The organism is Actinokineospora auranticolor (assembly GCF_041897805.1).
In the GTDB taxonomy this organism is placed as follows: domain Bacteria; phylum Actinomycetota; class Actinomycetes; order Mycobacteriales; family Pseudonocardiaceae; genus Actinokineospora; species Actinokineospora auranticolor.
Map to the genome: position 1 here is coordinate 7,128,187 of NZ_CP154825.1, position 26,366 is coordinate 7,154,552.

Here is a 26,366-nt window from a genome sequence, read left to right on the forward strand (position 1 = left end):
TCATGTCGGCCGCTCCACCATGACCGTGTGCGCCTCGGCGATCGGGGCCCACTGCCGGTCATCGGTCTGCGGGCGGCGTCGGAGACGCGCAGCAGGACGGCTTGTCGGACACGCTCTAGTCCGGCCAAACCGGTTGGCGTTTCTCCAGGAAGGCCGCCATGCCTTCGCGCGCACCGCGCAGCTGGGACGCGGCGGCCATGACCTCGATCGCGGTCGTGTAGGCGTCCGCCTCGGGGCGGTCCAGCTGGGCGTAGAGGGTCTGCTTGCCGAGCGCCTTCGACGCGGCGCTGCCCCTGGTGGCGCGGGCGATCAGGTCGTCGACGGCCGCGTCCAGTTCGCCATCGGGCACCGCGCGGTTGACCAGGCCCCAGTCCGCGGCGGTGCGGGCGTCGATGACGTCGCCGGTGAGGGCCAGTTCCATCATGCGCTTGCGGCCGACCGCGCGGGCCACCGGCACGGCCGGGGTGTGGCAGAACCAGCCGCCCTTGCCACCGGGCAACGCGAACCCGGCCGACTCGGCGGCGATGGCCAGGTCGCAGGTGGCGACGAGCTGGCAGCCCGCGGCGGTGGCGAGGCCGTGCACGCGGGCGACGACGATCTGCGGCACGGACTGGATCGTGCGCATGAGTTCCGTGCACAGCCGCAGCAGCCCGCGCACGCCGAGCAGGTCGCGCGCGGCGACGTCGGCGAAGTCGTGGCCCGCGGAGAAAACCGGACCGGTACCCGCGAGCACGATGCCGCGCGCGTCAGAGGTACCCGCGACGCAGAAGGCGGCCAGCAGCTCGGCCAGGTGCTCCGCAGAAAGCGCGTTGCGCCGGTCCGGGCGGTTCATCGTGATCCTGATGGTCTCCGCCGCGCGGCTGACCAGGATGTGCTGGTACTCGGCCATGCCCCGACGGTAGCGGTCGACGGGCGTCCCCCGCGCTCCCGAAGCTCACCCGCGCGAACACCGCCGAGACCTCCTCGGCCCGCGGCTCGACCCGTCAGGCGAGGTCCGACCTCGGGCACCACCAGCCGCGGCGTCGGCTCCGGCAGCCCCTCGCCCACGCGAACGGCGGGCCGCGATTGTTCGCGCCTGCCTACCTGGAGATGGGCGGCCGGCGGGTGTCCTCGCGCTCCCGAAGCCCACCTACGCGAACACCGCCAAGACCCCCTCGGCCCTTCCGTCGAGCGCGGTCCCGTCCCCGGCACCGCCAGCCACGTCGCGGGCGCCGTCTCCAGCAGCCGCTCGCCCACGCGAACGAGCGAGCCGCGCCTATTCGCGCCTGCCTACCTGAAGTTGGGCGGCCGGCGGGTGTCCTCGCGCTCCCGAAGCCCACCTACGCGAACGCGACCGAGACCCCTCGGCCCCTCCGTCGAACGCGGTCCCGCCCCCAGCACTACCAGCCGCGGCGCGGGCGCCGTCTCGGCAGCCGCTCGTCCGCGCGAAGGGGGCCGCGCCATGTTTGCGCCTGCCTGGAGGTGGGCGGCCACCGGCCCCCGGAATCAATGCTACCGGCGGACACCGACAGTCCCGGCGGATGATGATCAAGCTTGTGGACAACTCGAGGACGCCCGGCGCTCGACCGGTCGCCCATCTCGGTGCCGCGATCCGGCGATGATCAAATCGATGCCTCCGGCCCCCGATATCCATTCTAGCCAAGGGGAACGACACTCCAGGCCGAAGACGATCATGCCTGTGGACAACCGGGCGGGGGTGTGGGTCGGTGGGCTCAGCGGCCGGAGATCGCGCTGTCGGGTGGTACGTCCACGGTGATCTCCTCGCCCAGGCGGGCGCCGTCGAGCAGGGGTAGGTGGTCGCCGCTCCAGAAGCGGCCCGGGTCGTAGGCGTGTGGGCGCTCGCCTGCGGGGAGCAGGCCCATGGCCTCGTAGGTGAGGGCGACGACCTCGGCGCAGTAGGCGTTCTCCAACTCGGCCTGGTGCGGCTTCTGCCAGCGCAGTCGGGGGACGCGGCCGCTGGCCCAGCGCGCGGCCAGGCGGGCGGTGGAGGGGAACGGGGTGCCGTCGAGGCGGGCGACCGTGCGCAGGACGGCGTCCTCCTGCTCGGCGGTGACGGGCTCGGCGAGCTGCCGCAGCCAGGCCCGCTGGCCGTACTTCGTGGCCCACACGACCACGGCGTCGCGCAGGTCGTGCAGCTGGACGCCGCGCTGGTGGGTGCCGCTCCAGCGGTCGGGCAGCGACCGGCCCAGCTCGGCGTGCCACATCAGCGGTGGCAGGTCGTCGAGGACCACGGCCATGCCGACGTGGTTGACCGGCGCGTTGGTGAGGGTCCGGATGGCACGGTCGGCGGGGCTGCGGCCGCGGAAGAGCCAGAGGTCGCCGGTGCGGGTCAGCTGTACGGCGTCCTCGAGGCCCAGAACGGTCATGGCCCAACCCTAAGCAGCGATCGGCCACCCCGCCGAAGCCGAGGTAGCCTGGGCCCGTGCGTCGCGTGTGGAAGTTCCTCGGACTGGCGGGGTTGCTGGGTGTCGCCGCCACGGGTGCCGTAGTCGCCCGCGCCGAGCGCCAGCGGCGCGCGTACACCCCGGACGAGATCCGCGCCCGGCTCCGCGAGCGCGTGACGGAGTCCGCTAAGTAGCGGCGAAGGTGCGGCGGTAGGTCGACGGGGTCGTGCCGAACTCCGCCCGCATGCGGCGGCGGAGGTTGGCCGGGGTGCCGAGACCGCTGCGGGTGGCGATGCGGTCCACCGGCAGGTCCGTGGTCTCCAGCAGCAGTTGGGCGTGCCGGAGTCGTCGCAGCAGGAGCCAGCGGCCGGGGGTGTCGCCCATGGCGGCGTGGAAGGCGCGGTGGAAGGCGCGGGGGCTCATGGTCGTGGTGGCGACCATGTCGGCCACGCCGATGGGGTCGGCCAGCCTGGCCACCGCCCAGTCCACTGTAGACGCGATGTCCCCGCGCTCCGGTCGGTGCGGCACCGGCGCCTCGACGTACTGCGCCTGACCGCCCTCGCGGACGGGCGGCATCACCAGTCGACGGGCCAGGGTGGTCGCCACCTGGGTGCCGAGCGCGCGGCGGACCAGGTGCAGGCACAGGTCGAGCCCGCCGACGACGCCCGCCGAGGTCAGCAGGCCGTCGTCCTCGGTGAACAGGACGTCGCGGTCGACCAGCGCGGCGGGGCAGACCCGGGCGAGGGTGTCCAGGAGCGCCCAGTGGGTGGTCGCTCGGCGGCCGTCGAGCAGGCCCGCGGCGGCGAGGGTGAAGGCGCCGGAGCACAGGGCGGCGACGGGGATGCCCGCGGCGTGCACCTCGCGGAGCACCGCGCGGACGTCGTCGGGCACGTCGGCCAGGGGGTCGCCGCGACCGAGGGTGATGACGAGGTCGCAGCCGCGCAGCCCGTCGAGCCCGTGCGTCGGCACCGCGTCACCGGCGGGGCTCAGCCGGACCGGCCCGCCCGCGCACAGCCGCACCTCGAACGGGCCGACCCGGTCGCGGTCGACCGCCCAGACCTCGTTGACGACGGCGAAGTCGAAGACCCGGGAGTCGGGCAGGAGGAGGACACCGATCGTGCGCATGGCAAGAAAGTATCGCAGGACGCCTTTCTTGCCTCCTGTGCCGCCCCCTGGGCCTGGACAGGGTCAACGGCATGACAACCGCGCTGATTCTGATCGACGTCCAGCAGGGCTTCGACGACCCGGTCTTCGGCCCCCGCAACAACCCGGCCGCCGAGACCAACATCAAGACCCTGCTCGACGCCTGGGCCGCCGCAGGTCAGCCGCTGGTCCTGGTCCGCCACGACTCGCTGGTCGAGGGTTCGCCACTGCACCCCGGGACCCCCGGCTCGAGGTTCAAGCCCGTCCTGGACGACGCCCACCCGGACCTGCTGTTCACCAAGACCGTCCACTCCAGTTTCCACGGCTCGGTCGACCTGCACGGCTGGCTGACCACCCGAGGCATCGAGCGGATCGTGCTGGCGGGCATCCAGACCAACTTCTGCGTCGAGACCACGGCCCGCGTGGGCGGCAACCTGGGCTTCGACGTGCACGTGGCCCTGGACGCGACGTACACGTTCAACCTCGGCGACCTGACCGCCGACGAGCTGAGCAAGGCCACCGCCACCAACCTCCAGGGCGGCGGCTTCGCCACGGTGTCCACGACCGCCGAGGTCCTGACCCTGCTCGACTAGCCCGCGCGACCGCCGCACGGCCATCCGGGTGAACCGGGGCCGTGTGGCGGTCGAGACCCAACCCCCCGGTGTTCAATCTGGCCCGGTTTCGCACACCGCCGGAAAGCCGGGGCGAACGATGACGGTCGTGGAATGCCTGAGCTGGGGCCTGTTCGGCGGCTTCGCCGTGGAGGGCCTGGAGTTCGTGGCGCGGATCCGCCGCACGGGCACCTGGCCGTGGCGCGGCAAGAACGCCCCGGCGGTGTTGCCGTTCGCGGTCTCGGTCCTGATCCGCCTGACCATCAGCGGAGGCTTGGCGGCAGCGGCGGGGAGTTCGGGTCAGTTCGCGGGACCGCTGGGCGCGCTGGTGGTCGGGATCAGCGCGCCGCTGATCGTGGAGAAACTGGCCCGGCAGACGGTGGCACTGGTGACGGAGCCACCACCCGTCCCGGCACCCCAAGCGGTCGAGGAGGTCAGCGGTGGCCAGTGACTCGTTCGGCACCCAACTCCTCGCCGCGCTCGCGCGGGTGGACACCGGTCCGGCCAGGCCGAGGCGGTCGAAGAAGCTCCTGCTGCCCACGGCAACCGGCTTGGCGGTCCTACTGGTCGCGGGGGTGTTGTGGCTGGCGAAGGACCGCCCCGACACCCCACCGGGAGCCGTTCAGGTCTCCGTCGCGGCGGCCTATCCGGTCGCGGGGGCGGCGACCTTTCCGACCGACTCAGGTCGCGCGCTGGCCATGGTCGACGTGGACGGGGTGCTGCGGGTCCGGCGGGCGACCGGACAGGTGATCACCGGCAAGCTGATCGCCGGGCGAACCGTGGCGTTCTCGCCCAACGGCCGCCTGGTGGCGGTCGGGTTCGTCGGCTTGGCGCGCGCGAGCGGCGGCGGTGAAGGGGTGCCCGAAGCCGGTGCGGTCTGGGACATCAGCGATCCCGCGCGGCCCGCGCGGCGCGCGACCCTGGACGGCGGCGCACTGGTCAACGCCTTGGCGTTCTCCCACGACGGCCGATTCCTCGCCGAAGCGAACACCCAGGGCCGGGTGCGGCTCCTGGACGTCACCACACCCGCGCGGATACGCCCCCTGTCGGCCAGCTACGTGCCGGTGGGGGTGAACACCGTGGTGTTCGCACCGGGCGATCGGCGCCTTGCCGTGGGCACCGAGGACGGCACGATAGCGATGTGGGATCTCACCGACCCGTCCGAGCCCGTCGAAAAGTCCGTGCTGGGCCCGCAGGGCGGCGAGGTGAAGGCTTTGGCCTTCACCCCGGACGGGCGGGCGATCGCGAGCGGCGACGCCAGCGGCGAGCTCCACCTCTGGACCACGGACGGCCCCCAGCCGCAGAACGGGTTCCTGCACTGGGACGGCATCGCGGTCACGGCGCTGAACTTCTCGTCCAACGGACGCACCCTCGCCGTGGGGAAGACCGACGGCAGCGTCCAACTGTGGGACATCGCCAAACAACGCCTCCAGAGCGGTTTCCGGCTGGAAGCAGGGGTGCTCACCAGCGTCAACCCCGATTTCGGGTCCGACGCGTTCGTCTTCGGCACCAGCAGCGGGGTCGCCGAGGTCCGGTCACCCTGACGCCAGGCCGTTCGCCTCCCGGATGACGGTCACGATCTCCGACATGATCCGGGTCATCTCGTAGTCCTTCGGCGTGAAAACCCTTGCCACGCCCCGCGACCGCAACACCTCCGCGTCGTCCGGCGGGATGATGCCGCCCACCACGACCGGGATGTCCCCGGCACCCGCCGCGCGCAACCCGTCCACCACGGCGGGTACCGCCGCCAGGTGCGAGCCCGACAGGATCGACAGGCCCACCACGTGCACACCCTCCTGCACCGCGGCCGCCACGATCTGGTCCGCGGTCAGGCGGATGCCCTGGTACACCACCTCGAAGCCCGTGTCCCGTGCCCGGACCGCGATCTGCTCCGCCCCGTTCGAGTGCCCGTCGAGCCCCGGCTTGCCCACCAGCATCCGCAGGCGTTCGCCCAGCTCGGCCCCCGTGGCCCGAACACGCTCTCGAACCTCCCCCAACTCCTCCCCGCCCGCCGCCGACGCGCCGGAAACCCCTGTGGGGGCGCGGTATTCGCCGAAGACCTCGCGGAGGGTGGCGGACCACTCCCCCGTGGTGACGCCCGCTCGGGCGCAGGTCAGGGTGGCTTGCATGAGGTTCGCGTCCGTCTTGGCGGCTTCGCGGAGGGCGGTCAGGGAGGTCTCGACCGCGGCGTTGTCCCGGTCGCGGCGCCATTCGGTGATGGCCTCGACCGCCTCCCGTTCGGCCACCGGGTCCACCGTCTCGATGGCTTTCGCGCCCTCGGCTTGCAGGGGGCTGGGTTCGGTGGTGTCGAAGCGGTTGACGCCGACGATGACGTCCTCGCCCGCTTCGATGCGCCGTCGTCGTTCGGCGAGGGAGGCGACCATCTGGGTCTTCATGTAGCCGCTCTCGACGGCGGCGACCGCGCCGCCCATGGCCTGGACGCGGTCGATCTCGGCGCGGGCGCCGGTCAGGATCTCGTCGACCTTGGCCTGGATGACCGGTGAGCCGTCGAAGAGGTCGTCGTACTCCAGCAGGTCCGTCTCGTAGGCCAGCACCTGCTGCATGCGCAGCGCCCACTGCTGGTCCCACGGCCGCGGCAGGCCCAGCGCCTCGTTCCAGGCGGGCAGTTGGATGGCGCGGGCGCGGGCCTTGCGCGACAGCGACACCGCGAGCATCTCCAGCACGATTCGCTGGACGTTGTTCTCCGGTTGGGCCTCGGTCAGGCCCAGGGAGTTGACCTGCACGCCGTAGCGGAAGCGGCGCTGCTTGGGGTCGGTGATGCCGTAGCGGTCGCGGCAGATCTCGTCCCACAGGTCGGTGAAGGCGCGCATCTTGCACATCTCCTCGACGAACCGCACGCCCGCGTTGACGAAGAACGAGATGCGCGCGACCACCTCGCCCCGGCGCTCCTCGGGCACCTGGCCGGAGTCGAACACGCGGTCCAGCACGGCGATGGCGGTCGAGAGCGAGTACGCGACCTCCTGCACCGGCGACGCGCCCGCCTCCTGCAGGTGGTAGCTGCAGATGTTGATCGGGTTCCAGCGCGGCAGGGCGGTGACGGTCCAGGCGACCAGGTCGGTGATCAGGCGCAGGCTGGGGCCGGGCGGGAAGACGTAGGTGCCGCGGGCCAGGTACTCCTTGATGATGTCGTTCTGGGTGGTCCCGGCGAGGTCGTGCCAGTCGTCCTGCTGCTCGCGGGCGACGCTGACGTAGAGGGCGAGCAGCCACATGGCGGTGGCGTTGATCGTCATCGAGGTGTTGGCGCCCGCGAGGGGGATGCCGTCGAACAGGGTGCGCATGTCGCCGATGTGGCCCACCGGCACGCCGACCTTGCCGACCTCGCCCGTGGCCAGTTCGTGGTCGGGGTCGTAGCCGGTCTGGGTGGGCAGGTCGAAGGCGACCGAGAGCCCGGTCTGCCCCTTGGCGAGGTTGCGCCGGTAGAGCTCGTTGGACTTCGCGGCGGAGGAGTGGCCCGCGTAGGTCCGCATGACCCACGGGCGGTCGCGTTCACCATCTGTCGGGTACGGCACGTGAACCTCCGTTAACCTCGGCTCCGCTGAGCTTACTGGCGGGTAACCGAGATCGCGCCCGTGGAATTGCTCACAGGGGGATGATGAGCGGCATGGACCTGCCCGCCCCGTACCTGTCGCTGGTCGCGTTGCTCGTGGTCGGCGGCCTGGGGGTGGTGCTGCGGTGGGCGTTCAAGTCCGACGACCGCAAGCGCGACTACGGCCTGCTCCGTGAGATCGCGAAGGTGCCTTCGCGGACGGCGGCGGGCTTCGTGGAGGAGCGGCTGCGGGCGGTCGGGGTGCGGGCGACGACGGTGCCCGCCGAGGACGGCGAGGGGCTGCGGGTCCTGGTGTTCCCGGCGGACGAGCACACGGCGATCGCGGCGCTGCTCGACGACTGAGGTCCAGGTTGCTTCCGTGTGAGGAATGCGGAGGTTTGGGCCGTTCGGGCTTGTCAGGGGTGGTTCGTGGGGACTATCGAGGTGTGAGCAGGCGTCGGAAGGTAGTGCTGATCGCGAGCGCGGTGGCGTTCGTGCTGGGGGTGCTGTTCGGGCCGCTGCTGTGGATCAGGGTGTCCACGGGCGGCGGGGTGTACGGGGTGGCGGACGCGCCGTCGGCCCCGGTGGCGATCGTCCTGGGCGCGGGCCTGCGCAGTGACGGGACGCCGAAGCCGTACCTGGAGGCGCGGTTGGCGGACGCGCGGACGTTGTACGAGTCGGGCCGGGTGCGCGCGATCCTGGTGTCGGGCGACCACGGGACCCCGCACCACGACGAGGTCGCGGCCATGACGACGTGGCTGGTGGATCGCGGAGTCCCCGCCGAACGGGTGGTGGCCGACCACGCGGGCTTCGACACGTACGACTCGTGCGTGCGGGCTCGGGAGATCTTCGGGGTGTCGAAGGCGGTGGTGGTCACCCAGGGCTTCCACATCCGCCGAGCGGTGTTCCTGTGCCGCAACGCGGGGATCGAGGCTGTCGGGGTGGCCTCGGAGGCACCGGGTGGGAACGATGGAAAGTATTGGCTGCGGGAGGTTCCGGCCGCGATCAAGGCCGTGTTCGACGCGGTTTTCGATCCGGACCCGAGGTTCCTGGGCCCGCGCGAACACGGCCTCGACCAGGTGCTGGCGGAGGGCTAGCTGTAGTGCCCTGAGAGGTTAGGAACGCGGGTGGCGGGTGGCTGGCCTGCGAGTGCGGTGTGTCCGCGGTGGTGATTGTAGAGATGCAGCCAGCGCGGCAACGCCTCACGGCGTTCGGTTTCGCTGAGATAGGGGCGGGCGTAGGCCCATTCGTCGAGCAGGGTGCGATTGAACCGCTCTACTTTTCCGTTGGTCTGGGGTCGGCGTGGGCGTGTGCGTTTGTGGGTGATTCCGGCTGCGGTGAGGGTGTCGCGCCAAAGCCGGGATCGGTAGCAGGATCCGTTGTCGGTGAGCACTCGCGTGACAGTGATCCCGTTGGTGTTGAAGAAGGTCTGGGCCCGTGACCAGAACGCGGCCGCGGTCTCCTTGGTCTCGTCGGCGAGGATCTCGGTGTAGGCAAGTCGGCTGTGGTCGTCGACGGCGTTGTGCAGGAAGCTGTAGCCCAGATTCGGGCGGCCGTGGGTGGTGCGGGGGCGGGTGGTGTCGCGGTGGGCGGAGCTGTTGCGCGTGCCGATTGTCCGTCCGTGGATTTTGTGGCCGCCGCCGTCGGGGATGTTGCCCAGCTTCTTGATGTCGACGTGTACGAGGTCGCCGGGGGCGGCGTGCTCGTAGCGGCGGATCGGTGCTCCGGTGGCCCGGTCCAGGTGCCGCAGCCGGGCCAGGTTGTAGCGGCGCAGGACCCGGTGCACGGTTGAGGGGTTCAGCTCCAGCAGGAACGCGATCCGGGCGGGTCCCCACCGCCGATCCAGCCGAACCTTGATGATCCGGCGTTCCTGGCGGGCGCAGGTGCGAGCAGGGCTGGTGTGCGGGCGTGACGAGCGGTCGGCCATGCCCGCGGCACCTTCGGCGCGGTAGCGCCCGGCCCAGCGTTTCGCGGTGCTCACCGAGACCTGGAACCGCTCCGCGGCCCGCCGCAGCGGCCACCCGTCGTCCACGACACACCGGGCCAGACGCAGCCTGCCCAGCTCGGTCAGTGGTGCGTTAGCGTGAGGAATGGAGGGCCTCCTGGGTAGCCGGTGCAGATGTCGCAATCCACACCGAACCCGGAGGCCCTCCCTCATTTCAAGATCATCCGATCACGTGTCGGACCGTTCGCAACGTCTCGGGTCAGTACACCTAGCCGCGCTTGACGGAGTGGAGCAAGGCGGCGAGGGAGTGCGGAGTCAGGTGGAGGGCGCCTGCGGAGCGGTTCTTGGTGTCCCGGATCAGGGTCTCACCAGGCCCACGCCCGACCTCGACGCAGTCGTTGTTGGGCAAGCTGAATGAGCTGACCCGCCACATCATGGTGCTCTTCATCGTTCCGACTCCAGTTGGTCTGCCTTGCGGCTGAACAGGGCCGCCGTATCTTTCTCCGACAACGCAAGGGATTGGACATCATCGAGGGCTCCGGCGAACTTCGCTACATCTCGAGCGCCTTCGATCCACTCCCCGCCACCGAAGTACTCGACATAGACCACATCCGGATCTACAGCGGGCTCGGCGAATCCCAGAAGCGTAACCGCTCCTGGAATCACGCTGTATTCCCCCGCCCCGAAGGGGATCACACGGATGGAGATGTTCGGCGCGCTGCCGAGAGCAACCAGATGGCGGAGCTGCTCGGCCATGATCACCGGGCCACCGACAACGCGGTGTATCACGGCTTCATCCAGGAGAACCGCCATCGACAGGGGGTCGGGTTCGGCGAATCGCCCCCTCCGCAACTCCATGGAGGCGGCATCCCGCTCGACATCAATGGGCGAGTCGATGAACCGGTCGAGCACCCGGTAGAACGCGGAGCGGTAGCTCACCGTCTGGAGTGGTCCCGGCAAGATCAGCAGGTGCAGCGTGCGCGCGGAAATTGCCTCATTCCATGCCTTTACGAACGCTCGGTACCGGGGCGGCATGGCCGACGAGTGCTCTAGAGGCGCGGCTTCCTGGCCTGCTTCCTCCCACAACTCCTCCGCGTGCTGCCGCTGATCGGCGGTGGCCTGGTAGAGACCGAGCATCGCGGTCAAGGCGGAGAAGTCGCATCGGCTATGGCCGTTCTCGATGCGGGACACCGTGGACGGGGACTTGCGGAGCAGCTTGGCCACTGCCTCGGGCTTGAGCCCGGCATGGTCGCGCAGGTCGGCTAGATACCGCCCCAGCTTGCGCTTCCGACGGGTCTGAACGCTGGGCAACACCGCTCCTCGACGTGCTAGGCAACCTGCGGACGCACCTTACCGCCGGTCGGGTGTCGACTACTTCACTCGATAGGTGCAATGCGCGAGTGCATTGCACCTTGCTACCGTCGGCCTGCAAACTTTCCGCAACACAGGAGCGTAGATCCATGACCAGGTCCTACAGCGAGGGGTTCTCCGCCGGTCTCACCGTGGCGGTCGACTTCTGCCCCATCACCCACACCGTCTCCGCCGACCGCATCGACTTCACCTTCAACTCCGACGAAGACCTCACGATCACCTTCAGCCCCAAGGGCCTGGACACCCTCATCGACCGCGCCGTCGCGGCACGTGCGGAGTTCCGGGAGCTCCAGACCGCCCGGTGAAGGCGAAACCGGGGCCGACCTCGGTGAGGTCGGCCCCGGTTCGCGAACAGGGCTAGCGGGCGGGGTGGACGACCCCGGCCGACGTACCACTGCGGCGGACGGGTTCACCCGCGGCCGTGATCTGGCCGTTGCCGGTGAACTCCAGCGCCGCCGCGGCGCCGATCTCGGCCTGCTCGGTGAACTGGTGGCGGTAGAAGTTCCCCAGCTCCGGGTAGGCCGCGATGAAGGCGGGCTCCGCCGTCACCGTGGGGGTGTTGCGCTGGCTGGCCCGGGGGGCCGCCACCGCGGACGGGAGGTCGAGCTTGAAATCGATCCGGTTGAGGATGATCTGCAGGACCGTCGTGATGATGGTCGAGCCGCCCGGGGAGCCGAGGGCGAGCCAGGGCTTGCCGTCCTTCAGCACGATGGTCGGGGACATGCTGGACCTCGGGCGCTTGCCCGCGGCCGGGAGGTTGGGGTCCGGGGCGGCGCCCTGGGTGGGGGTGAAGTTGAAGTCGGTGAGCTGGTTGTTCAGCAGGAAGCCGCGGCCCGGGACGACGATGCCGCTGCCGCCGACCTGCTCCAGCGTGTTGGTGTACGACACGACGTTGCCGCGCGCGTCGGCCACCACGAAGTGGTTCGTGTGGACCTCGTTCTCCGCGGTCGGCGTCGCGGACGGGGGCGGCGGGTAGCACGGGCCCGGCGAGAGCGGGTTGCCCGGGGCGACCGGCGCGGGCCGGGCGCGGATCGGGTCGATCTGGCAGCCCCGCACGTCCGCGTAGGACTGGGACAGCAGCGCCTCGGTCGGCACGTCCACGAACTTGGGGTCACCCACGTAGCGTCCCCGGTCCGCGTACGCCAGCTTCGTGGCCTCCAGGTAGTAGTGCAGCGCCCAGGTGCGGTCGCGGTTGGCGAGCTCGAACTTCTCCAGGATGTTCAGCGATTCCCCGACCGTGGTACCACCGCTGGATGACGGCGCCATGCCGTACACGTCGTAGTCCCGGTACTGCACCTTCGTCGGCGCCTGGTCCAGCGGCCGGTACGCGCGCAGGTCCCCGACCGCCAGCTTGCCCTTCGGCGGCGTGATGGTCGCGCCCGGCGCCAACGGCGGGTTCTGCGCGGTGTTGGCCACGTCCCGCCCGATAGAGCCGCCGTAGAAGGCGCGGGTGCCGTTTCGGGCGATCTCCTTGTACGTGCGCGCCAGGTCCGGGTTGCGCAGCGTCGAGCCGACCGCGGGCGGCGCACCGCCCGGCAGGTACAGCGCGGACGTCGAGCTGAACTGCTTGAACCGGTCCTGGTTCTGCTCGATCTCCTTGCGCAGCTGCGGCGTCACCGGGAAACCCTGCTCGGCCACGCGGATGGCGGGCTTCAGGGCGTCGTCCAAGTCGTACTTGCCCCAGCGCTGCAAGGCGCGCTCCCACAGGGCCAGGTTGCCGGGCGTGCCGACCGAGAGGCCGCTGGTCACGGCGTCGGCGAAGGCGTACGGCTGGCCGGTGGCGGGGTTGACGAACAGCTTGTCGTCGGCGGTCGCGGGAGCCGTCTCCCGACCGTCGATTGTGGACACCTTGCCGCTCTTGGCGTCGTAGTAGACGAAGTAGCCGCCACCACCGAGACCGGCCATGTTCGGGTCGGTGACACCGAGGGTCGCCGCGACCGCGACAGCCGCGTCGGCGGCGGTACCGCCCCGGCGGAGGACGTCCAGCCCCGCCTGCGTGGCCTGCACCGTGTCCGAGACGACGGCACCGCCGGAGCCCTTTGCCACGGGCACCTTGTCCAACCGCGGGGAGGCGGATGCCCCTGGTACCGCTACCAATCCGACGGTGGCGACCGCCGCCACCGAGCAGATCCCGATTCTGCGCCTGACCCGCATCACGACCCTCTTCCGTTGGTCAAAACAGGTGGTCCCGTTGTACTAGGCCACTACAACGGGAACCACCGCCAATCGGACCGGATCGGACAGCGGGAAGGTGGTATGCGGATGGGCCATCAGGGTGAATGCGAGCGACCGGTCACTCGTCGCCGAGAAATCCTCAGCGACCAGAAGTTGCGCTCGCGCAACTTGCGTGGCCGATAGGCAAAGAAAACGACTACCGGGCGGGTTCGGCGTCCACGCGTTTGATGTCGGCGCCCAGGCGCTGCATGTTTTCCACGAACTTGGGATATCCGCGATCGATGTGGAAAACGTCCCAGACCTCGGTGACGCCGTCGGCGCACAGGCCCGCCAGGACCAGGCCGACGCCCGCGCGGATGTCCGACGCCCACACGGGCGCGCTGGAGAGCTGCGGCACCCCCCGGACGACCGCGTGGTGGCCGTCGGTGCGCGCGTCGGCGCTCATCCGGATCATCTCCTCGACGAACCGGAACCGGGCCTCGAACAGGTTCTCGGTGATCATCGAGGTGCCGTCGGCGATGGCGGTCAGCGCGATGGCGAAGGGCTGCAGGTCGGTGGCGAACCCCGGGTAGGGCAGGGTCACGAAGTCCACCGCGCCGGGGCGGTCGTGCTGCACGACGCGGAATCCGTCGTCGAAGGTGGTGATGTCGGCGCCCGCGGTGCGCAGCTTCTCCAGGACCAGGTCCAGGTGGTGCGGGTTGACGCCCTTGACCGTGATGTCGCCCCGGGTCATCGCGGCGGCGAACGCCCAGGTGGCGCCGACGATCCGGTCGCCGACCACGCGGTGCTCGGTGGGCTGCAGCGAGGTGACGCCGTGGACCGTCAGCGTGGAGGTGCCCGCGCCCTCGACCTTGGCGCCCATCTGCTGCAGCATCAGGCACAGGTCGACGATCTCCGGCTCGCGCGCGGCGTTGTCGATGACCGTGGTGCCCTCGGCCAGCACGGCGGCCATCAGGATGTTCTCGGTGGCGCCGACGCTGGGGAAGTCCAGCCAGATCTGGGCGCCGCGCAGGTTCTCCGCCTGGGCGACCACGCAGCCGTGCTCGATCTCGCTGCTGGCGCCGAGCTGGCGCAGGCCGTTCTGGTGCATGTCCAGCGGTCGCGAGCCGATCGCGTCGCCGCCGGGCAGCGCCACGACCGCGCGCTTGCAGCGGCCGACCAGCGGGCCGAGCACGCACACCGACGCCCGCAGCTTGCCCATCGACGCCGAGTCGGCGCGGTGGTTCAGCTCGGCCGGGGTGGTGATCCGCACGACGCCGCCGTCGACGGTGACCTCGCAGCCGAGGCTGCGCAGGACGTCGGCCATGAGGGGGACGTCGAGGATCTCCGGGCAGTTGGTCAGGGTGGTGGTGCCCTCGGCGAGCAGCGCCGCCGCCATCAGCTTGAGCACGCTGTTCTTGGCGCCGACGACCTCGACCGTACCGACGAGCCGCGCCCCGCCGCGGACCTGGAAATGCTCTGTCACGTCGGCAATGATGCCCGCCGCGTCCGGCTGCCGGACGGGCGGGTGCCCACGCGCTCGCCGGGCGCCTAAGAGGCCCAGGGGAGGCGTTTGCCGGGTGGGGCGCTCTCCATCCAGGAGAGGAAGCCGGTGAGGGCGTCGGGGCCCATGGCGAGTTCCACGGCCGGGGCGCCACCGGCGGGTTCGAAGCGCAGGACGCGGGAGCCGGTGGGCATGTTCGGGGTCTCGATGTGCTCCGGTTCGCGCCGGGAGGCGATCTCCAGGCCGTCCCGGTGGATCACCCGGTCGGGGCCGGTGCGCAGGCTCAGCGCCCGGAACCAGGTGAACTCGTCGCCCTGGTAGCGGCCCACGCCGAGGTGCCAGCCCTTGGCCGGGTCGTCGAAGCGGTCCCGCAGGGCCACGTGGATGCCGCCCGCCCGCAGCAGGCGGATGCGGCGCAGCACGAGCAGGAGGAGGACGGTGAGGACCACCCCCAAGGCGGCCACGACCAGCAAGCTGATGTCCACCGGCGCCGCCCCCTGCCCGCTAGGCCGTCATCAGACCGCGTGCTCGGCGGCGCGGACCCGGGCCGCGGCCCTGGTGCGCTCGGCCTCGTCGGCGTTCTGCAGGTCGGCCCGGGCCCGGTCGATGTCGATCTCACCGGAGAGCTCGGCGGACTCGGCCAGGATGCTGACCGCCTCCGCGGTGACCGAGAGGAAACCACCCAGGACGGCGGCGTAGATGGTCTCGCCCGCGGAGGTGCGGATCTTCACCACACCGTTGTCCACCAGCCTGCCCAGGACCGGCTCGTGACCGGGCATGATGCCGATCTCGCCCTCGGTCGTCTGGGCGACCACGAACGTGGCGCTGCCCGACCACAGGAGTCGTTCGACGGCGACCAACTGGACGGACATCTCAGCCACGGTTTCTCCTCACAAGCACCCGGTTGCGGGCCAGTCTAGTCGACACCCCCGGCAACCTCGCCCGCCAGCCCGGTGTCGACGCAGTCAGACCGACCACACCACCGAACACCGAAAGACTGGGGGTGGGCACCATCAAGGCCGACGACGAGTTCGCCGAGTTCGTCGCACACCGGTCCACCGCGCTGCTGCGCACCGCGTACCTGCTCTGCGCGGGCGACCGCGGCGCCGCGGAGGACCTGCTCCAGGACGTCCTCGAACGGGTCTACGCGCGCCGCGGCCGGGTGCACGGCGAACTCGAGCCGTACGTGCGCGCCGCCATGGCCAACGCCTCGGCGAACCGCTGGCGGCACCGCTCGCGGCGGGTCACCGAAGCGCCGCTGGACACCGCCCGCGAGCCGGGCGTGCGCGGCCACGAGGGCGGCGTGCTCGACCGCGACGAGGTGACCCGGGCGCTGGGCGGGCTGCCCGCCCGGATGCGCGCCGTGCTGGTCCTGCGGTTCTTCGACGACCTGTCCGAGGCGGAGACCGCCGCCGCGCTGGGGGTCAGCGCGGGCACCGTCAAGAGCCAGACCTCGCGCGGGTTGGAACGGCTGCGCGCGCTGCTGGGCACCCACGATCTGACAAGGCGATGAGTACCTTGGACACCACCGAACTGGCCCGGCTGCTGCGGGACGCGACAGCGGAGGTCACCGCACCCCCCGGTTTCGACACCGAGGTCATCCGCGGCGGTCGCAGGCGTCGATTTCGCCGCCGAACGACCGTGGCGGGGACACTGGCCCTCGTCGTGGCGACGGGCGCGGTGACCGCGACCCTGCCGTGGCACCACGACGCCCCGGCGGCGGGCGCGCTCGTCTCCGCCGCCCACAACCCCATGCTCACCACCAAGACCCGGGGCGAACTGCGGACCGACACCGCCTACCTGCAGGCGGCCGAGGACGCGTTCACCTACGGCATGGCCCGCTCCCCCAACGGCGACCAGCGGCTCGTCGACACCCCGCACGTCTACTGGGCGGACGAGACCCCCGCCGGGCGGGTGGCCGTCGTGATCCAGCGGCGCGCGGCGGAGCGCGGCACCGCGAAGCAGGCGAACGGCACCTACCTCGACCTGAGCACCCTGGAGCCGACCGTCATCGGCCTGGTCGTCGGCGACAAGCCCCGGCTGGTGACCGCGATGCTCGGCGAGCCGCACGGCCTGGCCGACGGCTTCACCTTCCTCTTCGGCGACCACGACCGCTACGGCCTGGTCTTCGCCGAGCTGAGCACGCTGTGGTACTCGCCGGAGTGGGTCATCGGCCAGGACGGCAAGGGCGCGCGCCAGTGGACCGAGGTGCCCAAGGTGGACGACGGCGTCGGGTTCTTCACGCTCCCGCCGTCGGTGGACAGCCGCGACACGCGGGTCATCCTGGGGCTGGGCCCGGAGCGGATGGCGGCGGACAAGCTCATCCCGATCAACCGCGCCTCGCTCTACAACGAGGGCTACGACAGGCAGCGCAATCCCATCGCCAAGCGCAGCACCAACCTGCCCGCGGACGCCCCCATCCGGGCCGTGGGCAGCACGTCCCCACCCCTGCAGGACTCCGTCGTCAGCCTGCAGGACGCGCTGGTGCGGGCCGGGTACGCCGACCCGCTCGGCCCGCGGGCCGAGGCGGGCTTCCAGTTCATCGCCGACCTCCCCGGCATCACCAGCGTGGTGGCCCTGGAGTTCACCCCCACCTTCGGCGGCAGCAGGCTCTACGTGGCGCTGCGCAACTACGACGGCGGCGTCACGCAGTGGGTCTACATCAGCCGGTTGACGGGGGTGGACCGGCGGATCCCGTTGAGCGCCCGGCTCCAGCACGGCATCGGCACGCTCGTCATCGCGGTGGACAAGTCGCTGCGGTACCGCACCTCCGCCGACGCCCCCTGGATCGACGCGGGCAGCCAGGTCGCGGTCCTGCCCCCGAGCGCCCGGTACTGCGAGTACCGCGGCGCGACCGGCCTCCCGGAGGTCACCGCCCTGCCGTGAGCGCGAACCGGGCCGGTGTCCACAGAGGACACCGGCCCGGTTCGTCGAACTAGACTAGCTCACTTCTTGGTGAGCTGCGCGTACTTGCGCTCCAGGTCGTCGAGACCACCGATGGAGAGGAACGCCTGCTCCGGCACGTGGTCGTACTCGCCCTTGGCGACGCGGTCGAACGCCTCGATGGTGTCGGCCACCTTGACGAACGAGCCCTCCTCGCCGGTGAACTTCTGCGCGACGAAGAAGTTCTGCGACAGGAAGCGCTCGATGCGGCGGGCCCGGTTCACCGTCACCTTGTCCTCTTCGGACAACTCGTCCATGCCGAGGATGGCGATGATGTCCTGCAGCTCCTTGTACTTCTGCAGGATCCGCTTGACCTCCTGCGCCACCCGGTAGTGCTCGTCGCCGACCACGGCCGGGTCGAGGATCCGGGAGGACGAGGACAGCGGGTCGACCGCCGGGTAGATGCCCTTCTGGGAGATCGGACGGGAGAGCTCCGTCGTCGCGTCCAGGTGGGCGAAGGTGGTCGCCGGGGCCGGGTCGGTGTAGTCGTCGGCGGGCACGTAGATCGCCTGCATCGAGGTGATCGAGCGACCCCGGGTCGAGGTGATGCGCTCCTGCAGCTCGCCCATCTCGTCGGCCAGCGTCGGCTGGTAACCCACGGCGGAGGGCATGCGGCCCAGCAGGGTCGACACCTCGGAACCGGCCTGGGTGAACCGGAAGATGTTGTCGATGAACAGCAGCACGTCCTGGTTCTGCACATCGCGGAAGTACTCCGCCATGGTCAGCGCGGACAGGGCGACGCGCATGCGCGTGCCCGGCGGCTCGTCCATCTGACCGAACACCAGCGCGGTGTCGGGGAGAACCCCCATCTCCTCCATCTCGAGGAAGAGGTCGGTGCCCTCGCGGGTGCGCTCGCCGACTCCGGCGAACACCGAGGTGCCACCGAAGTTGCGGGCGATACGGGTGATCATCTCCTGGATGAGCACCGTCTTGCCGACACCGGCACCGCCGAACAGGCCGATCTTGCCGCCCTCGACGTACGGGGTGAGCAGGTCGATGACCTTCACACCGGTCTCGAGGACCTTGGTCTTGCCCTCGAGCTGGTCGAACGCCGGGGGACGGCGGTGGATGCGCCAGCGCTCGGCGTCCGCGGCGTGGCCGGGGGCGTCGAGGCACTCGCCGAGCGCGTTGAACACGTGGCCCTTGACCGCGTCGCCCACCGGCACGGAGATGGCCTCGCCGGTGTCGCGCACCGGGGTGCCGCGCACCAGGCCGTCCTGGGGCGCCATGGAGATGCAGCGCACCAGGTTGTCGCCGAGGTGCTGGGCGACCTCGAGGGTGATGGTCTTCTTCAGCGACTCAAGCTCGACGTCGACCTTGAGCGCGTTGTAGAGGTCGGGCACGGAGTCGCGCGGGAACTCCACGTCGACGACGGGGCCGATCACCCGGACGACGCGACCGACCGCGGTCTTCGGTTCCTGAATGGCAGTCATCACTCATCACTTCCTGCGGCGGCGAGCGCCTCCACACCACCGACGATCTCGCTGATCTCCTGGGTGATCTGCGCCTGGCGGACCTGGTTGGCGACACGGGTGAAGCTCTTGACTAGCTCGTCGGCGTTGTCCGTTGCGGACTTCATCGCCGTGCGGCGGGCCGCGGACTCGGACGCCGCCGACTCCAGCAGTGCCGCGTAGATGCGGGTGTTGATGTACTTCGGGAGCAGGTGGTCGAGCAGCACCTCGGCGCTGGGCTCGAAGGAGTACGCCGAGGACAGGCCCCCGGCTTCCTTCTCCTGCTCCAGGTACTCCAGTTCCAGCGGCGCGATCCGGGTCGCGACCGGCCGCTGCGAGAGCATCGAGCGGAACTCGGTGTAGACGATGTGCAACTCGTCCACGCCCAGCACGCCGTCGGCGCCCGGCTTGTTGTCGACGTCGTCCTCACCGTGCAGGAAGGACTGGATCATCGTCTGGCTGGCCTCGACGGCGTCGGAGTAGTTGGGCCGCTCGGAGAAGCCGGTCCAACTGCCCTTCACCGCGCGCTGGCGGAACCGGAAGTAGTTGAGGCCCTTGCGACCGATCACCCACACGACCGGTTCCTTGCCCTGCTCCCGGAGCATGGCGATGAGCTCCTCGGCCCGCTTGATGGCGTTGGCGTTGTAGCCACCGCACAGCCCGCGGTCGGAGGTCACCACCAGCACACCCGCCCGGCGGTACTTCGGGCGCGGGCGCAGCAGCGGCGAGTCGAGGTTCGACGCGCCGGTGGCCAGCGCGGTGAGCACCGAGGTGATCTCCTCCGCGTACGGCTTGGCCGCGGCGACCCTCGCCTGCGCCTTGCTGATCCGCGAGGTCGCGATCAGCTCCTGCGCCTTGAAGATCTTCTTGAATGACTGGGCCGACTTGATCCGCTGGCGGATCTCCCGGAGCTGTGCCATGCCTGCGCCGCCCTTACTCGGTCGGGGAGGGCTTGTTGACCTTGACGGTCTCCTGGCCCACCGCGTTCGCGTCGAGGGCGCCCGCCTGCACGTCGCGCACGCTGCCGCCCGTGCCCGCGGTGAAGCTCTCCTTGAACGACTTGACCGCCGCGAGGAGCCGCTCGGTGTTGTCGTCGGAGAGCGCCCGCGAGACCCGGATCTCGTCGAGGATGCCCGCGTGCCGGTGCCGCAGGTTCTCCAGCAGCTCCGACTCGAACCGGCGCACGTCGCCGACGGCCACGTCGTCGAGGTGGCCCTTGGTGCCGACCCAGATCGAGACGACCTGCTCCTCGACCGCGACCGGGGAGTACTGGCCCTGCTTGAGCAGCTCCATCATCCGGGTGCCGCGCTCGAGCTGGGCCTTGGAGGTGGCGTCGAGGTCGGAGGCGAAGGCCGCGAAGGCCTCCAGCTCGCGGTACTGGGCCAGCTCCAGGCGCAGCGTGGACGCGACGGACTTCATCGCCTTGGTCTGCGCGGCGGTGCCGACGCGGGAGACCGAGGTACCGACGTTGACCGCCGGGCGCTGGCCCGAGTTGAACAGGTCCGACTCCAGGAAGCACTGGCCGTCGGTGATGGAGATGACGTTGGTGGGGATGTAGGCGGAGATGTCGTTCGCCTTGGTCTCGATGATCGGCAGACCGGTCATCGAGCCGCCACCGAGCTCCTCGGAGAGCTTCGCGCAGCGCTCCAGCAGGCGCGAGTGCAAGTAGAAGACGTCGCCCGGGTACGCCTCGCGGCCCGGCGGGCGGCGCAGCAGCAGCGAGATCGCGCGGTACGCCTCGGCCTGCTTGGTCAGGTCGTCGAAGATGATCAGGACGTGCTTGCCCTGGTACATCCAGTGCTGGCCGAGCGCGGAGCCGGTGTACGGCGCCAGCCACTTGAAGCCCGCGGAGTCCGAGGCGGGGGCGGCGACGATGGTGGTGTACTCCAGCGCGCCCGCCTCCTCCAGCGCGGACTTGACGCCCGCGATGGTGGAGCCCTTCTGGCCGACGGCGACGTAGATGCAGCGGACCTGCTGCTTCGGGTCGCCGGACTCCCAGGCCTTCTTCTGGTTGATGATGGTGTCGACGCAGACCGTGGTCTTGCCGGTCTTGCGGTCACCGATGATCAGCTGGCGCTGGCCGCGGCCGATCGGGGTCATCGAGTCGATGGCCTTGATGCCGGTCTGCAGCGGCTCGCCGACCGGCTGGCGCTGCACCACCGTGGCGGCCTGCAGCTCGAGGACGCGCTCGCCGTCGGCGGGGATCTCGCCGAGGCCGTCGATCGGGTTGCCCAGCGGGTCGATGACCCGGCCCAGGAAGGCGTCGCCGACCGGCACGGAGAGGACCTTGCCGGTCCGCTTGACCTCCTGGCCCTCCTCGATCTTGTCGTAGTCACCGAGGATGGCCGCGCCGATCTCGCGGGCGTCCAGGTTCAGCGCCACGCCCAGCACGCCGCCGGGGAACTCCAGCAGCTCGTTGGCCATGGCCGAGGGCAGCCCCTCGACGTGGGCGATGCCGTCGCCGGTGTCGGAAACCACACCGACCTCTTCCCGGTTGACGTCCGGGGAGTAGCTGGAGACGTAGTTTTCGATCGCACTGCGGATCTCGTCCGACGAGATCGTCAGCTCCGCCATGGGGTTCCTGCTCTCACTTCGTAGCTTGGGGGAAGTCTTGGGGGATCAGCCGGCAAACCGGCGCCGCAGCGCGTCGAGCCGTCCGGTTGTGCTGCCGTCGATGACCTCGTCGCCGACCTTGACCACCAGGCCGCCGCCCAGGTCGGGGTCGATCTCCAGGTGCAGGGCGATCGGCCGGGCGTAGATGCGCTGCAGGGAGGCGGCGAGCCGCTCCTGCTGCGCCTCCGAGAGCGGTCCGGCGGAGATCACGTGCGCGACCGAGCGCTCGCGGCGCTTGGCCGCCTCGGCGGCCAGCTCCTCCAGACCCGTGACGACCTGCCTGCCGCGCGGGCTGCCGACCAGGTTCTCCACCAGCGCCACGGTGGTGCGGTCCACCTTGGCGCCGACCAGCTCGCGGACCAGGGCGACCTTGCCCTCGGTGGCCGCGCCCCGGTCGGTGAGGACCTGCTCCAGGTCGGTGTGGTCGGCGATGATGCGGCCGAGGCGGAACAGCTCGTCCTCGACGGCGTCGAGCCGACCCGCGCGCTCCGCGCCGACCAGCAGCGCGGTGACCGCCAGCGACTCCAGGCCGTCGACCAGTTCGCGCGGGCTGGACCACCGGGCCCCGGCCGCGGTGGTCAGCACCTTGAGCGCCTCGGCGGAGACCTTGCCGGTGAGCAGGTCGGCGACCAGGCGTTCCCGGCCCGCCGAGTCGGTCGAGGAGTCGGCCACCGTGCGCCGCAGACCGATTTCCCGGTCCAGCAGCGCGACGACGGCGAACAGCTCCTCGCCGACGGTGCCCGACGAGGTCGGGCTGCTCTCCAGCACGTCGAGCAGGGTGAGCTCGACGGCGGCGAGCGCCTCCCGGCTCGCCGCGTGCAATGTCGATGCGGTTGCGGTCATCGAAGGATTCCCCTAGCTCTTCACGGTCGCGGAGACCGAGTCCAGCTCGGCGAGGAACCGGTCGACGGTGCCGCGGCGGCGCGCCTCGTCCTCAAGGGACTCGCCGACCACCCGGCTGGCCAGTTCGACGGCCTGGCGCCCCAGCTCGGCGCGCAGCTCCGCGACGATCTGGGCCCGCTGGGCCTCCAACTGCGCCTGGCCCTGGGCCACGATGCGCGCGGACTCCTCCTGGGCCTGGGCGCGCAGCTCTTCCTTGATCTGCTCGGCCTCGGCGCGCGCGTCGTCGCGGATGCGCGCGGACTCGGCACGGGCCTCGGCCAGCTGCGCCTTGTACTGCTGCAGCGCGGCTTCGGCCTCGACCTGGGCCTGCTCGGCCTTCTCGATCCCACCCTCGATCTTGGCGGTGCGCTCGGCGTAGAGCGCCTCGAACTTGGGCGTGACGAACTTGGCCAGGACCCAGACCAGGATGCCGAAGGCGATCAGGCCGAGGATGACCTCGGAGATGTGCGGCACCACCGGGAGTGGGGCCTTCTCATCCTCCGCGAGGAACAGGACTGTTGACGACAGCGCCACAGCGTCTCCCTAAAGCTTGGTCCGCTGGACCTGGGTCAGGCGGAGGCGATGAAGTAGAGAACCAGGCCGATCAGGGCGAGCACCTCGGTGAGCACGAAGGTCTGGAAGCCCAGACCACGCAGCTTGCCTTCGGCCTCCGGCTGGCGGGCGGTGCCGTTGATGACGGCGGCGAAGATCAGACCGACACCGATGCCGGGGCCGATGGCACCCAGGCCGTAGCCGATCATGGCCAGACCCTTGTTGAGCGGGTTCGAGGTGGTCTCGGCGGCCTGGGCGAGGATGAGAGCAGCAGACACGTGCGTTATCCCTTTCAGACTCGGGCCGTCCGAAGCGGACGGACCGGGGCTTGGTCTTGAAACTCAGTGCTCGGCGGCGAGCGCGGAGCCGATGTAGCCCGCGGACAGCAGGGCGAAGATGTAGGCCTGCAGCACCTGGATCAGGGCTTCCAGGAAGGTCATGGCGATCGCCATCAGGAACGCGACCAGCGACACCGGCTTGAGCGGCGCGGAGGCCTCGATCAGCAGGAACTCACCGCCGAGGGTGAACACCAGCAGGATGAGGTGACCCGCGAACATCGCCGCGAACACCCGGATGGCCAGGGTGATCGGGTCCATGAAGAACTTCAGGAAGATCTCGATCGGGGTCAGCAGGAAGTACACCGGCTTCGGGATGCCCGCGGGCATGACCGACTTCTTCAGGTACTTGCCGACACCGAACTTGCGCATGCCCACGATGTGGTAAGTGGGAAAGACGATCAACAGCGCCAGCGCGAGCGGGAACCCGATGTGCGAGAACGTCGGGAACTGGATGATCGGGATGATGCCGAAGATGTTGTTCACCAGGGTGAAGGTGAACAAACCGAGAATCAGGGGTACGTACGGCTTGAACTCTTTCGAGCCGATCTGTTCCCGCGCGATGTTGTTGCGGCCGAAGTCGTACACCGACTCCGCGAGGAACTGGAACTTGCCGGGGACCACCGACAACTTGCGCGAGGCCAGCAGGAAGAAGGCCAGGATGATGATGACCGACAGGACGATCAACACCATCGGCTTGGTCACGTCGCCGAAGATCGGCGGAAGATCGAAGTCCTTGGCGCCAGGAGGAACGAAGGTGCCTTCCTCCGCCAGCACAAGCCTGCCCACAGGGCTCCTTCCGGTTCTCCCGGCCGGCGTCGGGTCCTCCGCCGGGGGAATCGTCACGATCAGGACGTAACGTACCTGACGCGCATGGGGTACCTAGCAGCGGCTGCCACGGCTGGGTTTCCCACCGGAGTGTGAATGGCTCGGGCGCCGCCACTGGCGTCAGGGCGCACCATATCAGCCCCGCTCCCGAGGCCGTACAGGCGTACTGCTTTCAGTTCTCGCTGGTGCCGGCCGGACCCGAATCCTGTGCCGGGAGGATCAAAGTCGGGATCTTCGTGCGGCGGAACGAGATCGTCTCGGCGGCCGCGCTGACCAGAACGACGGCCAGCATCGTGGTACCCAGCGCGAGCACGTGCACTCCGGGGACCGCACGCAGCAGCACGAGGGTGACCAGCAACACGAACATCTTCACCACGAACCCGCCGAGCGCGGCGACCAGCAGCATCTGCACGTTCAGATTCACGGTGCGCCGCACGAGCAGGACCGTGCCCAAGCTCGACAACCCCGCAACGGTACCGCCGACCAACGAGCTCCACAGCCCGGAAGAGCCGCCGACCACCGTCCAGGTGATGACGCCGACGACCCAGGCGCCCAACACCGGCCAGCGCATCGCGCGCCACATCTGGTCGGCCACCAGCAACTGCGCCTGGGCGTGCGTGGTGGGCGCGGGGACGGTGTTCAGCTCGACCTCGGTCGCGCTCTCGGCGGCGGGTTCGGCCGACGACACCTTTTCCGCGGCCGTCGCGCTCCCGTCATGTGCCGTCGACGCCGCGTTTTCCGGTGCGGCGGCCGCTGGGGTGGGTTTGTGCTCGCTCATCGTGACCTCAGTCTAGGGATGGCCGAGACGATCACCGCGACGAGGACGCCGAGGCCGACCGTCCACATGACCGCCGACGCGTCGAAGAGGGTGACGGCCACGGCGCCGAAGGCGAACAGGCCCGCCCACAGGTAGATCAGCAGGACCGCGCGGCGCTGGGAGTGGCCGATCTGCAGCAGGCGGTGGTGCAGGTGCATCTTGTCCGCCGAGAACGGGCTGACGCCCTTGGCGGTGCGCCGGACCACGGCCATCGCCAGGTCCAGCACCGGGATGAACAGCACCGCCATGACGATCAGCAGCGGCGAGAAGATGGCGATCGCGTCGGTGACGCCCCACAGCGACGGGTTCGGCTTGCCGGAGGCGGTCGTGCTCGCGGCGGCCAGCATCAGGCCGATCAGCATCGACCCCGAGTCGCCCATGAAGATGCGCGCGGGTTGGAAGTTGTGCGGCAGGAAGCCCAGGCAGGCCCCGGCCAGGGTGGCGGCGATGAGCGCGGGCGAGTACGTGGCGATGTCGCCGCCGGACAGGTCGAGCAGGTGCAGGGAGAACACGCAGATCGACGCCGCCGCGATCAGCCCGACGCCCGAGGCCAGGCCGTCCAGGCCGTCCACGAAGTTGATCGCGTTGATCATCGTGACGGCCAGCAGGATGGCCAGCAGGCTGCCCTGGTTCTGGTCCAGGATCAGCACCGAGCCGAACACGCCCTGCTCGCCGCCCCACGGCACCCACAGCACGAACCACTGGATGCCGAAGAGCACCAGGATGCCCGCGCAGGTGGTCTGGCCCGCCAGCTTGGTCAGCGAGTCCAACTCGAAGCGGTCGTCGAGCATGCCGATGCCGACGATGATGCCGCCGCCGATGAGCACCGCGACCGGGTCCAGCGAGTAGTCGAAGGCCCGGCGCAGCACCGGCAACTGGTGGGCCAGCAGCATGCCGCCGCAGATGCCCAGGTACATGGCCAGCCCGCCGAGCCGCGGCATGGGCACCACGTGCACGTCGCGCTGGCGGGGGTAGGCGACCGCGCCGATGCGGATGGCGAAGACCCGCACCAGGCCGGTGAGCAGGAACGTGAGCACCGCGGTGACGAGCGCGACCAGCAGGTACTCGCGGACCGGGAGGACCGAGGGGAGGGCGTCGGCGGCCGGGCTCACGCGCGGGCGCTCTCCGCGCGGACCGGGTCTCGGGGCGGCGTGCGCACGGCGGGTCGCATCTCCTTCTCGCGTCGGCGGTTCGATCGGGTCGTGCTCGGTTCCGTCGGCGGGCGGACTGGTCCCCCACCGGGTACCGCGTTCTCGGCTACCGCGGCTGCGACGTCCACAGCGGAT

The 26,366-nt window shown here is 70.3% G+C and carries 29 protein-coding genes; 9 read left to right on the forward strand and 20 right to left on the reverse strand.

Annotation, left to right across the window (positions count from 1 at the left end):
- Window positions 1–115: 115 nt before the first annotated feature.
- Window positions 116–889 carry an enoyl-CoA hydratase-related protein gene (locus V5P93_RS30965; protein ID WP_104482168.1) on the reverse strand — a complete coding sequence of 258 codons (774 nt, stop codon included), beginning with the start codon at window positions 887–889 and terminating at the stop codon, window positions 116–118.
- 823 nt (window positions 890–1,712) lie between these two features.
- Entirely contained in the window at window positions 1,713–2,366 is a 654-nt protein-coding gene (locus V5P93_RS30970; RefSeq protein ID WP_104482169.1) for a hypothetical protein, read from the reverse strand.
- Between the two features lie 56 nt (window positions 2,367–2,422).
- Between V5P93_RS30970 and V5P93_RS30975 the strand changes: the two genes are divergently transcribed.
- The gene (locus V5P93_RS30975) at window positions 2,423–2,578 is read left to right on the forward strand and encodes a hypothetical protein (RefSeq protein ID WP_181043797.1); all 156 of its coding nucleotides are present in this window, start codon (window positions 2,423–2,425) and stop codon (window positions 2,576–2,578) included.
- Here the strand turns inward: V5P93_RS30975 and V5P93_RS30980 are convergent.
- On the reverse strand, window positions 2,571–3,509 hold the full coding sequence (locus V5P93_RS30980) for a GlxA family transcriptional regulator (RefSeq protein ID WP_104482170.1): 939 nt from the start codon (window positions 3,507–3,509) through the stop codon (window positions 2,571–2,573). The genes V5P93_RS30975 and V5P93_RS30980 overlap by 8 nt on opposite strands.
- Window positions 3,510–3,580: 71 nt before the next feature.
- Between V5P93_RS30980 and V5P93_RS30985 the strand changes: the two genes are divergently transcribed.
- The 3 genes from V5P93_RS30985 (at window position 3,581) to V5P93_RS30995 (ending at window position 5,682) form a co-directional block, all read left to right on the forward strand.
- Window positions 3,581–4,120 (forward strand): cysteine hydrolase family protein, encoded by a 540-nt coding sequence (locus V5P93_RS30985; RefSeq protein ID WP_104482171.1) that lies wholly within the window; start codon window positions 3,581–3,583, stop codon window positions 4,118–4,120.
- 118 nt (window positions 4,121–4,238) lie between these two features.
- Window positions 4,239–4,589: a hypothetical protein gene (locus V5P93_RS30990; RefSeq protein WP_104482172.1), complete on the forward strand. Its 351-nt coding sequence runs from the start codon at window positions 4,239–4,241 to the stop codon at window positions 4,587–4,589.
- Window positions 4,579–5,682, forward strand: coding sequence for a WD40 repeat domain-containing protein (locus tag V5P93_RS30995; RefSeq protein WP_104482173.1), 1,104 nt, complete (start codon window positions 4,579–4,581; stop codon window positions 5,680–5,682). Before V5P93_RS30990 ends, V5P93_RS30995 begins: the two co-directional genes overlap by 11 nt.
- Here V5P93_RS30995 and V5P93_RS31000 read toward each other — a convergent pair.
- Window positions 5,674–7,668, reverse strand: a complete 1,995-nt coding sequence (locus tag V5P93_RS31000; RefSeq protein ID WP_104482174.1) for a protein meaA — start codon at window positions 7,666–7,668, stop codon at window positions 5,674–5,676. The two genes, V5P93_RS30995 and V5P93_RS31000, sit on opposite strands and share 9 nt — an antisense overlap.
- 92 nt (window positions 7,669–7,760) lie before the next feature.
- Here V5P93_RS31000 and V5P93_RS31005 point away from each other — a divergent pair, with 92 nt between their 5' ends.
- Both V5P93_RS31005 and V5P93_RS31010 read left to right on the forward strand, forming a co-directional pair.
- Window positions 7,761–8,048: a hypothetical protein gene (locus tag V5P93_RS31005; protein WP_104482189.1), complete on the forward strand. Its 288-nt coding sequence runs from the start codon at window positions 7,761–7,763 to the stop codon at window positions 8,046–8,048.
- Window positions 8,049–8,131: 83 nt separating this feature from the next.
- Entirely contained in the window at window positions 8,132–8,782 is a 651-nt protein-coding gene (locus V5P93_RS31010; RefSeq protein ID WP_245931633.1) for a vancomycin high temperature exclusion protein, read from the forward strand.
- Here V5P93_RS31010 and V5P93_RS31015 read toward each other — a convergent pair.
- From V5P93_RS31015 to V5P93_RS31025, 3 genes are all read right to left on the reverse strand, one after another.
- Window positions 8,779–9,777 carry an IS481 family transposase gene (locus tag V5P93_RS31015; protein WP_374066583.1) on the reverse strand — a complete coding sequence of 333 codons (999 nt, stop codon included), beginning with the start codon at window positions 9,775–9,777 and terminating at the stop codon, window positions 8,779–8,781. The genes V5P93_RS31010 and V5P93_RS31015 overlap by 4 nt on opposite strands.
- A 121-nt stretch (window positions 9,778–9,898) precedes the next feature.
- Entirely contained in the window at window positions 9,899–10,078 is a 180-nt protein-coding gene (locus tag V5P93_RS31020) for a DUF397 domain-containing protein (RefSeq protein WP_104481543.1), read from the reverse strand.
- A complete protein-coding gene (locus tag V5P93_RS31025) occupies window positions 10,075–10,941 on the reverse strand; it encodes a helix-turn-helix transcriptional regulator (RefSeq protein WP_181043738.1) in 867 nt (288 codons plus the stop codon). Before V5P93_RS31025 ends, V5P93_RS31020 begins: the two co-directional genes overlap by 4 nt.
- A gap of 149 nt (window positions 10,942–11,090) precedes the next feature.
- Here V5P93_RS31025 and V5P93_RS31030 point away from each other — a divergent pair, with 149 nt between their 5' ends.
- Window positions 11,091–11,306 carry a hypothetical protein gene (locus V5P93_RS31030; protein WP_104481545.1) on the forward strand — a complete coding sequence of 72 codons (216 nt, stop codon included), beginning with the start codon at window positions 11,091–11,093 and terminating at the stop codon, window positions 11,304–11,306.
- A gap of 52 nt (window positions 11,307–11,358) precedes the next feature.
- On the opposite strand, the gene ggt is transcribed toward V5P93_RS31030, so the two are convergent.
- From ggt to V5P93_RS31050, 4 genes are all read right to left on the reverse strand, one after another.
- On the reverse strand, window positions 11,359–13,155 hold the full coding sequence (ggt, locus tag V5P93_RS31035) for a gamma-glutamyltransferase (protein WP_181043739.1): 1,797 nt from the start codon (window positions 13,153–13,155) through the stop codon (window positions 11,359–11,361).
- 217 nt (window positions 13,156–13,372) lie between these two features.
- Window positions 13,373–14,641 (reverse strand): UDP-N-acetylglucosamine 1-carboxyvinyltransferase, encoded by a 1,269-nt coding sequence (gene murA, locus V5P93_RS31040; protein WP_104481546.1) that lies wholly within the window; start codon window positions 14,639–14,641, stop codon window positions 13,373–13,375.
- Window positions 14,642–14,706: 65 nt separating this feature from the next.
- Window positions 14,707–15,144, reverse strand: a complete 438-nt coding sequence (locus tag V5P93_RS31045; protein ID WP_104481547.1) for a DUF2550 domain-containing protein — start codon at window positions 15,142–15,144, stop codon at window positions 14,707–14,709.
- A gap of 30 nt (window positions 15,145–15,174) precedes the next feature.
- Complete coding sequence (locus V5P93_RS31050; protein WP_181043740.1) at window positions 15,175–15,540, reverse strand: F0F1 ATP synthase subunit epsilon; 366 nt, start codon at window positions 15,538–15,540, stop codon at window positions 15,175–15,177.
- Between the two features lie 122 nt (window positions 15,541–15,662).
- On the opposite strand from V5P93_RS31050, the gene V5P93_RS31055 reads away from it, so the two are divergent.
- Both V5P93_RS31055 and V5P93_RS31060 read left to right on the forward strand, forming a co-directional pair.
- Complete coding sequence (locus V5P93_RS31055; protein WP_104481549.1) at window positions 15,663–16,172, forward strand: SigE family RNA polymerase sigma factor; 510 nt, start codon at window positions 15,663–15,665, stop codon at window positions 16,170–16,172.
- Window positions 16,169–17,545: a hypothetical protein gene (locus V5P93_RS31060; protein ID WP_104481550.1), complete on the forward strand. Its 1,377-nt coding sequence runs from the start codon at window positions 16,169–16,171 to the stop codon at window positions 17,543–17,545. The genes V5P93_RS31055 and V5P93_RS31060 overlap by 4 nt, the downstream gene beginning before the upstream one ends.
- Before the next feature lie 59 nt (window positions 17,546–17,604).
- On the opposite strand, the gene atpD is transcribed toward V5P93_RS31060, so the two are convergent.
- The 9 genes from atpD to V5P93_RS31105 all read right to left on the reverse strand — a co-directional run bounded on the left by atpD (window position 17,605) and on the right by V5P93_RS31105 (window position 26,192).
- The gene (gene atpD / locus V5P93_RS31065; RefSeq protein ID WP_104481551.1) at window positions 17,605–19,035 is read right to left on the reverse strand and encodes a F0F1 ATP synthase subunit beta; all 1,431 of its coding nucleotides are present in this window, start codon (window positions 19,033–19,035) and stop codon (window positions 17,605–17,607) included.
- Window positions 19,035–19,973 carry a F0F1 ATP synthase subunit gamma gene (locus V5P93_RS31070; protein ID WP_104481552.1) on the reverse strand — a complete coding sequence of 313 codons (939 nt, stop codon included), beginning with the start codon at window positions 19,971–19,973 and terminating at the stop codon, window positions 19,035–19,037. The genes atpD and V5P93_RS31070 overlap by 1 nt, the downstream gene beginning before the upstream one ends.
- A gap of 13 nt (window positions 19,974–19,986) precedes the next feature.
- Window positions 19,987–21,627 carry a F0F1 ATP synthase subunit alpha gene (atpA, locus tag V5P93_RS31075; protein ID WP_104481553.1) on the reverse strand — a complete coding sequence of 547 codons (1,641 nt, stop codon included), beginning with the start codon at window positions 21,625–21,627 and terminating at the stop codon, window positions 19,987–19,989.
- 45 nt (window positions 21,628–21,672) lie between these two features.
- Window positions 21,673–22,509 (reverse strand): F0F1 ATP synthase subunit delta, encoded by an 837-nt coding sequence (locus V5P93_RS31080; RefSeq protein ID WP_104481554.1) that lies wholly within the window; start codon window positions 22,507–22,509, stop codon window positions 21,673–21,675.
- A gap of 12 nt (window positions 22,510–22,521) precedes the next feature.
- The gene (locus V5P93_RS31085; RefSeq protein ID WP_374066585.1) at window positions 22,522–23,076 is read right to left on the reverse strand and encodes a F0F1 ATP synthase subunit B; all 555 of its coding nucleotides are present in this window, start codon (window positions 23,074–23,076) and stop codon (window positions 22,522–22,524) included.
- Window positions 23,077–23,117: 41 nt separating this feature from the next.
- A complete protein-coding gene (locus tag V5P93_RS31090) occupies window positions 23,118–23,378 on the reverse strand; it encodes an ATP F0F1 synthase subunit C (protein WP_104481555.1) in 261 nt (86 codons plus the stop codon).
- Window positions 23,379–23,441: 63 nt separating this feature from the next.
- On the reverse strand, window positions 23,442–24,224 hold the full coding sequence (gene atpB, locus V5P93_RS31095; RefSeq protein WP_104481556.1) for a F0F1 ATP synthase subunit A: 783 nt from the start codon (window positions 24,222–24,224) through the stop codon (window positions 23,442–23,444).
- 211 nt (window positions 24,225–24,435) lie between these two features.
- Complete coding sequence (locus tag V5P93_RS31100) at window positions 24,436–25,041, reverse strand: hypothetical protein (RefSeq protein ID WP_146108245.1); 606 nt, start codon at window positions 25,039–25,041, stop codon at window positions 24,436–24,438.
- Window positions 25,038–26,192, reverse strand: a complete 1,155-nt coding sequence (locus V5P93_RS31105; protein ID WP_104481558.1) for a glycosyltransferase family 4 protein — start codon at window positions 26,190–26,192, stop codon at window positions 25,038–25,040. Before V5P93_RS31105 ends, V5P93_RS31100 begins: the two co-directional genes overlap by 4 nt.
- Between the last annotated feature and the right edge of the window lie 174 nt (window positions 26,193–26,366).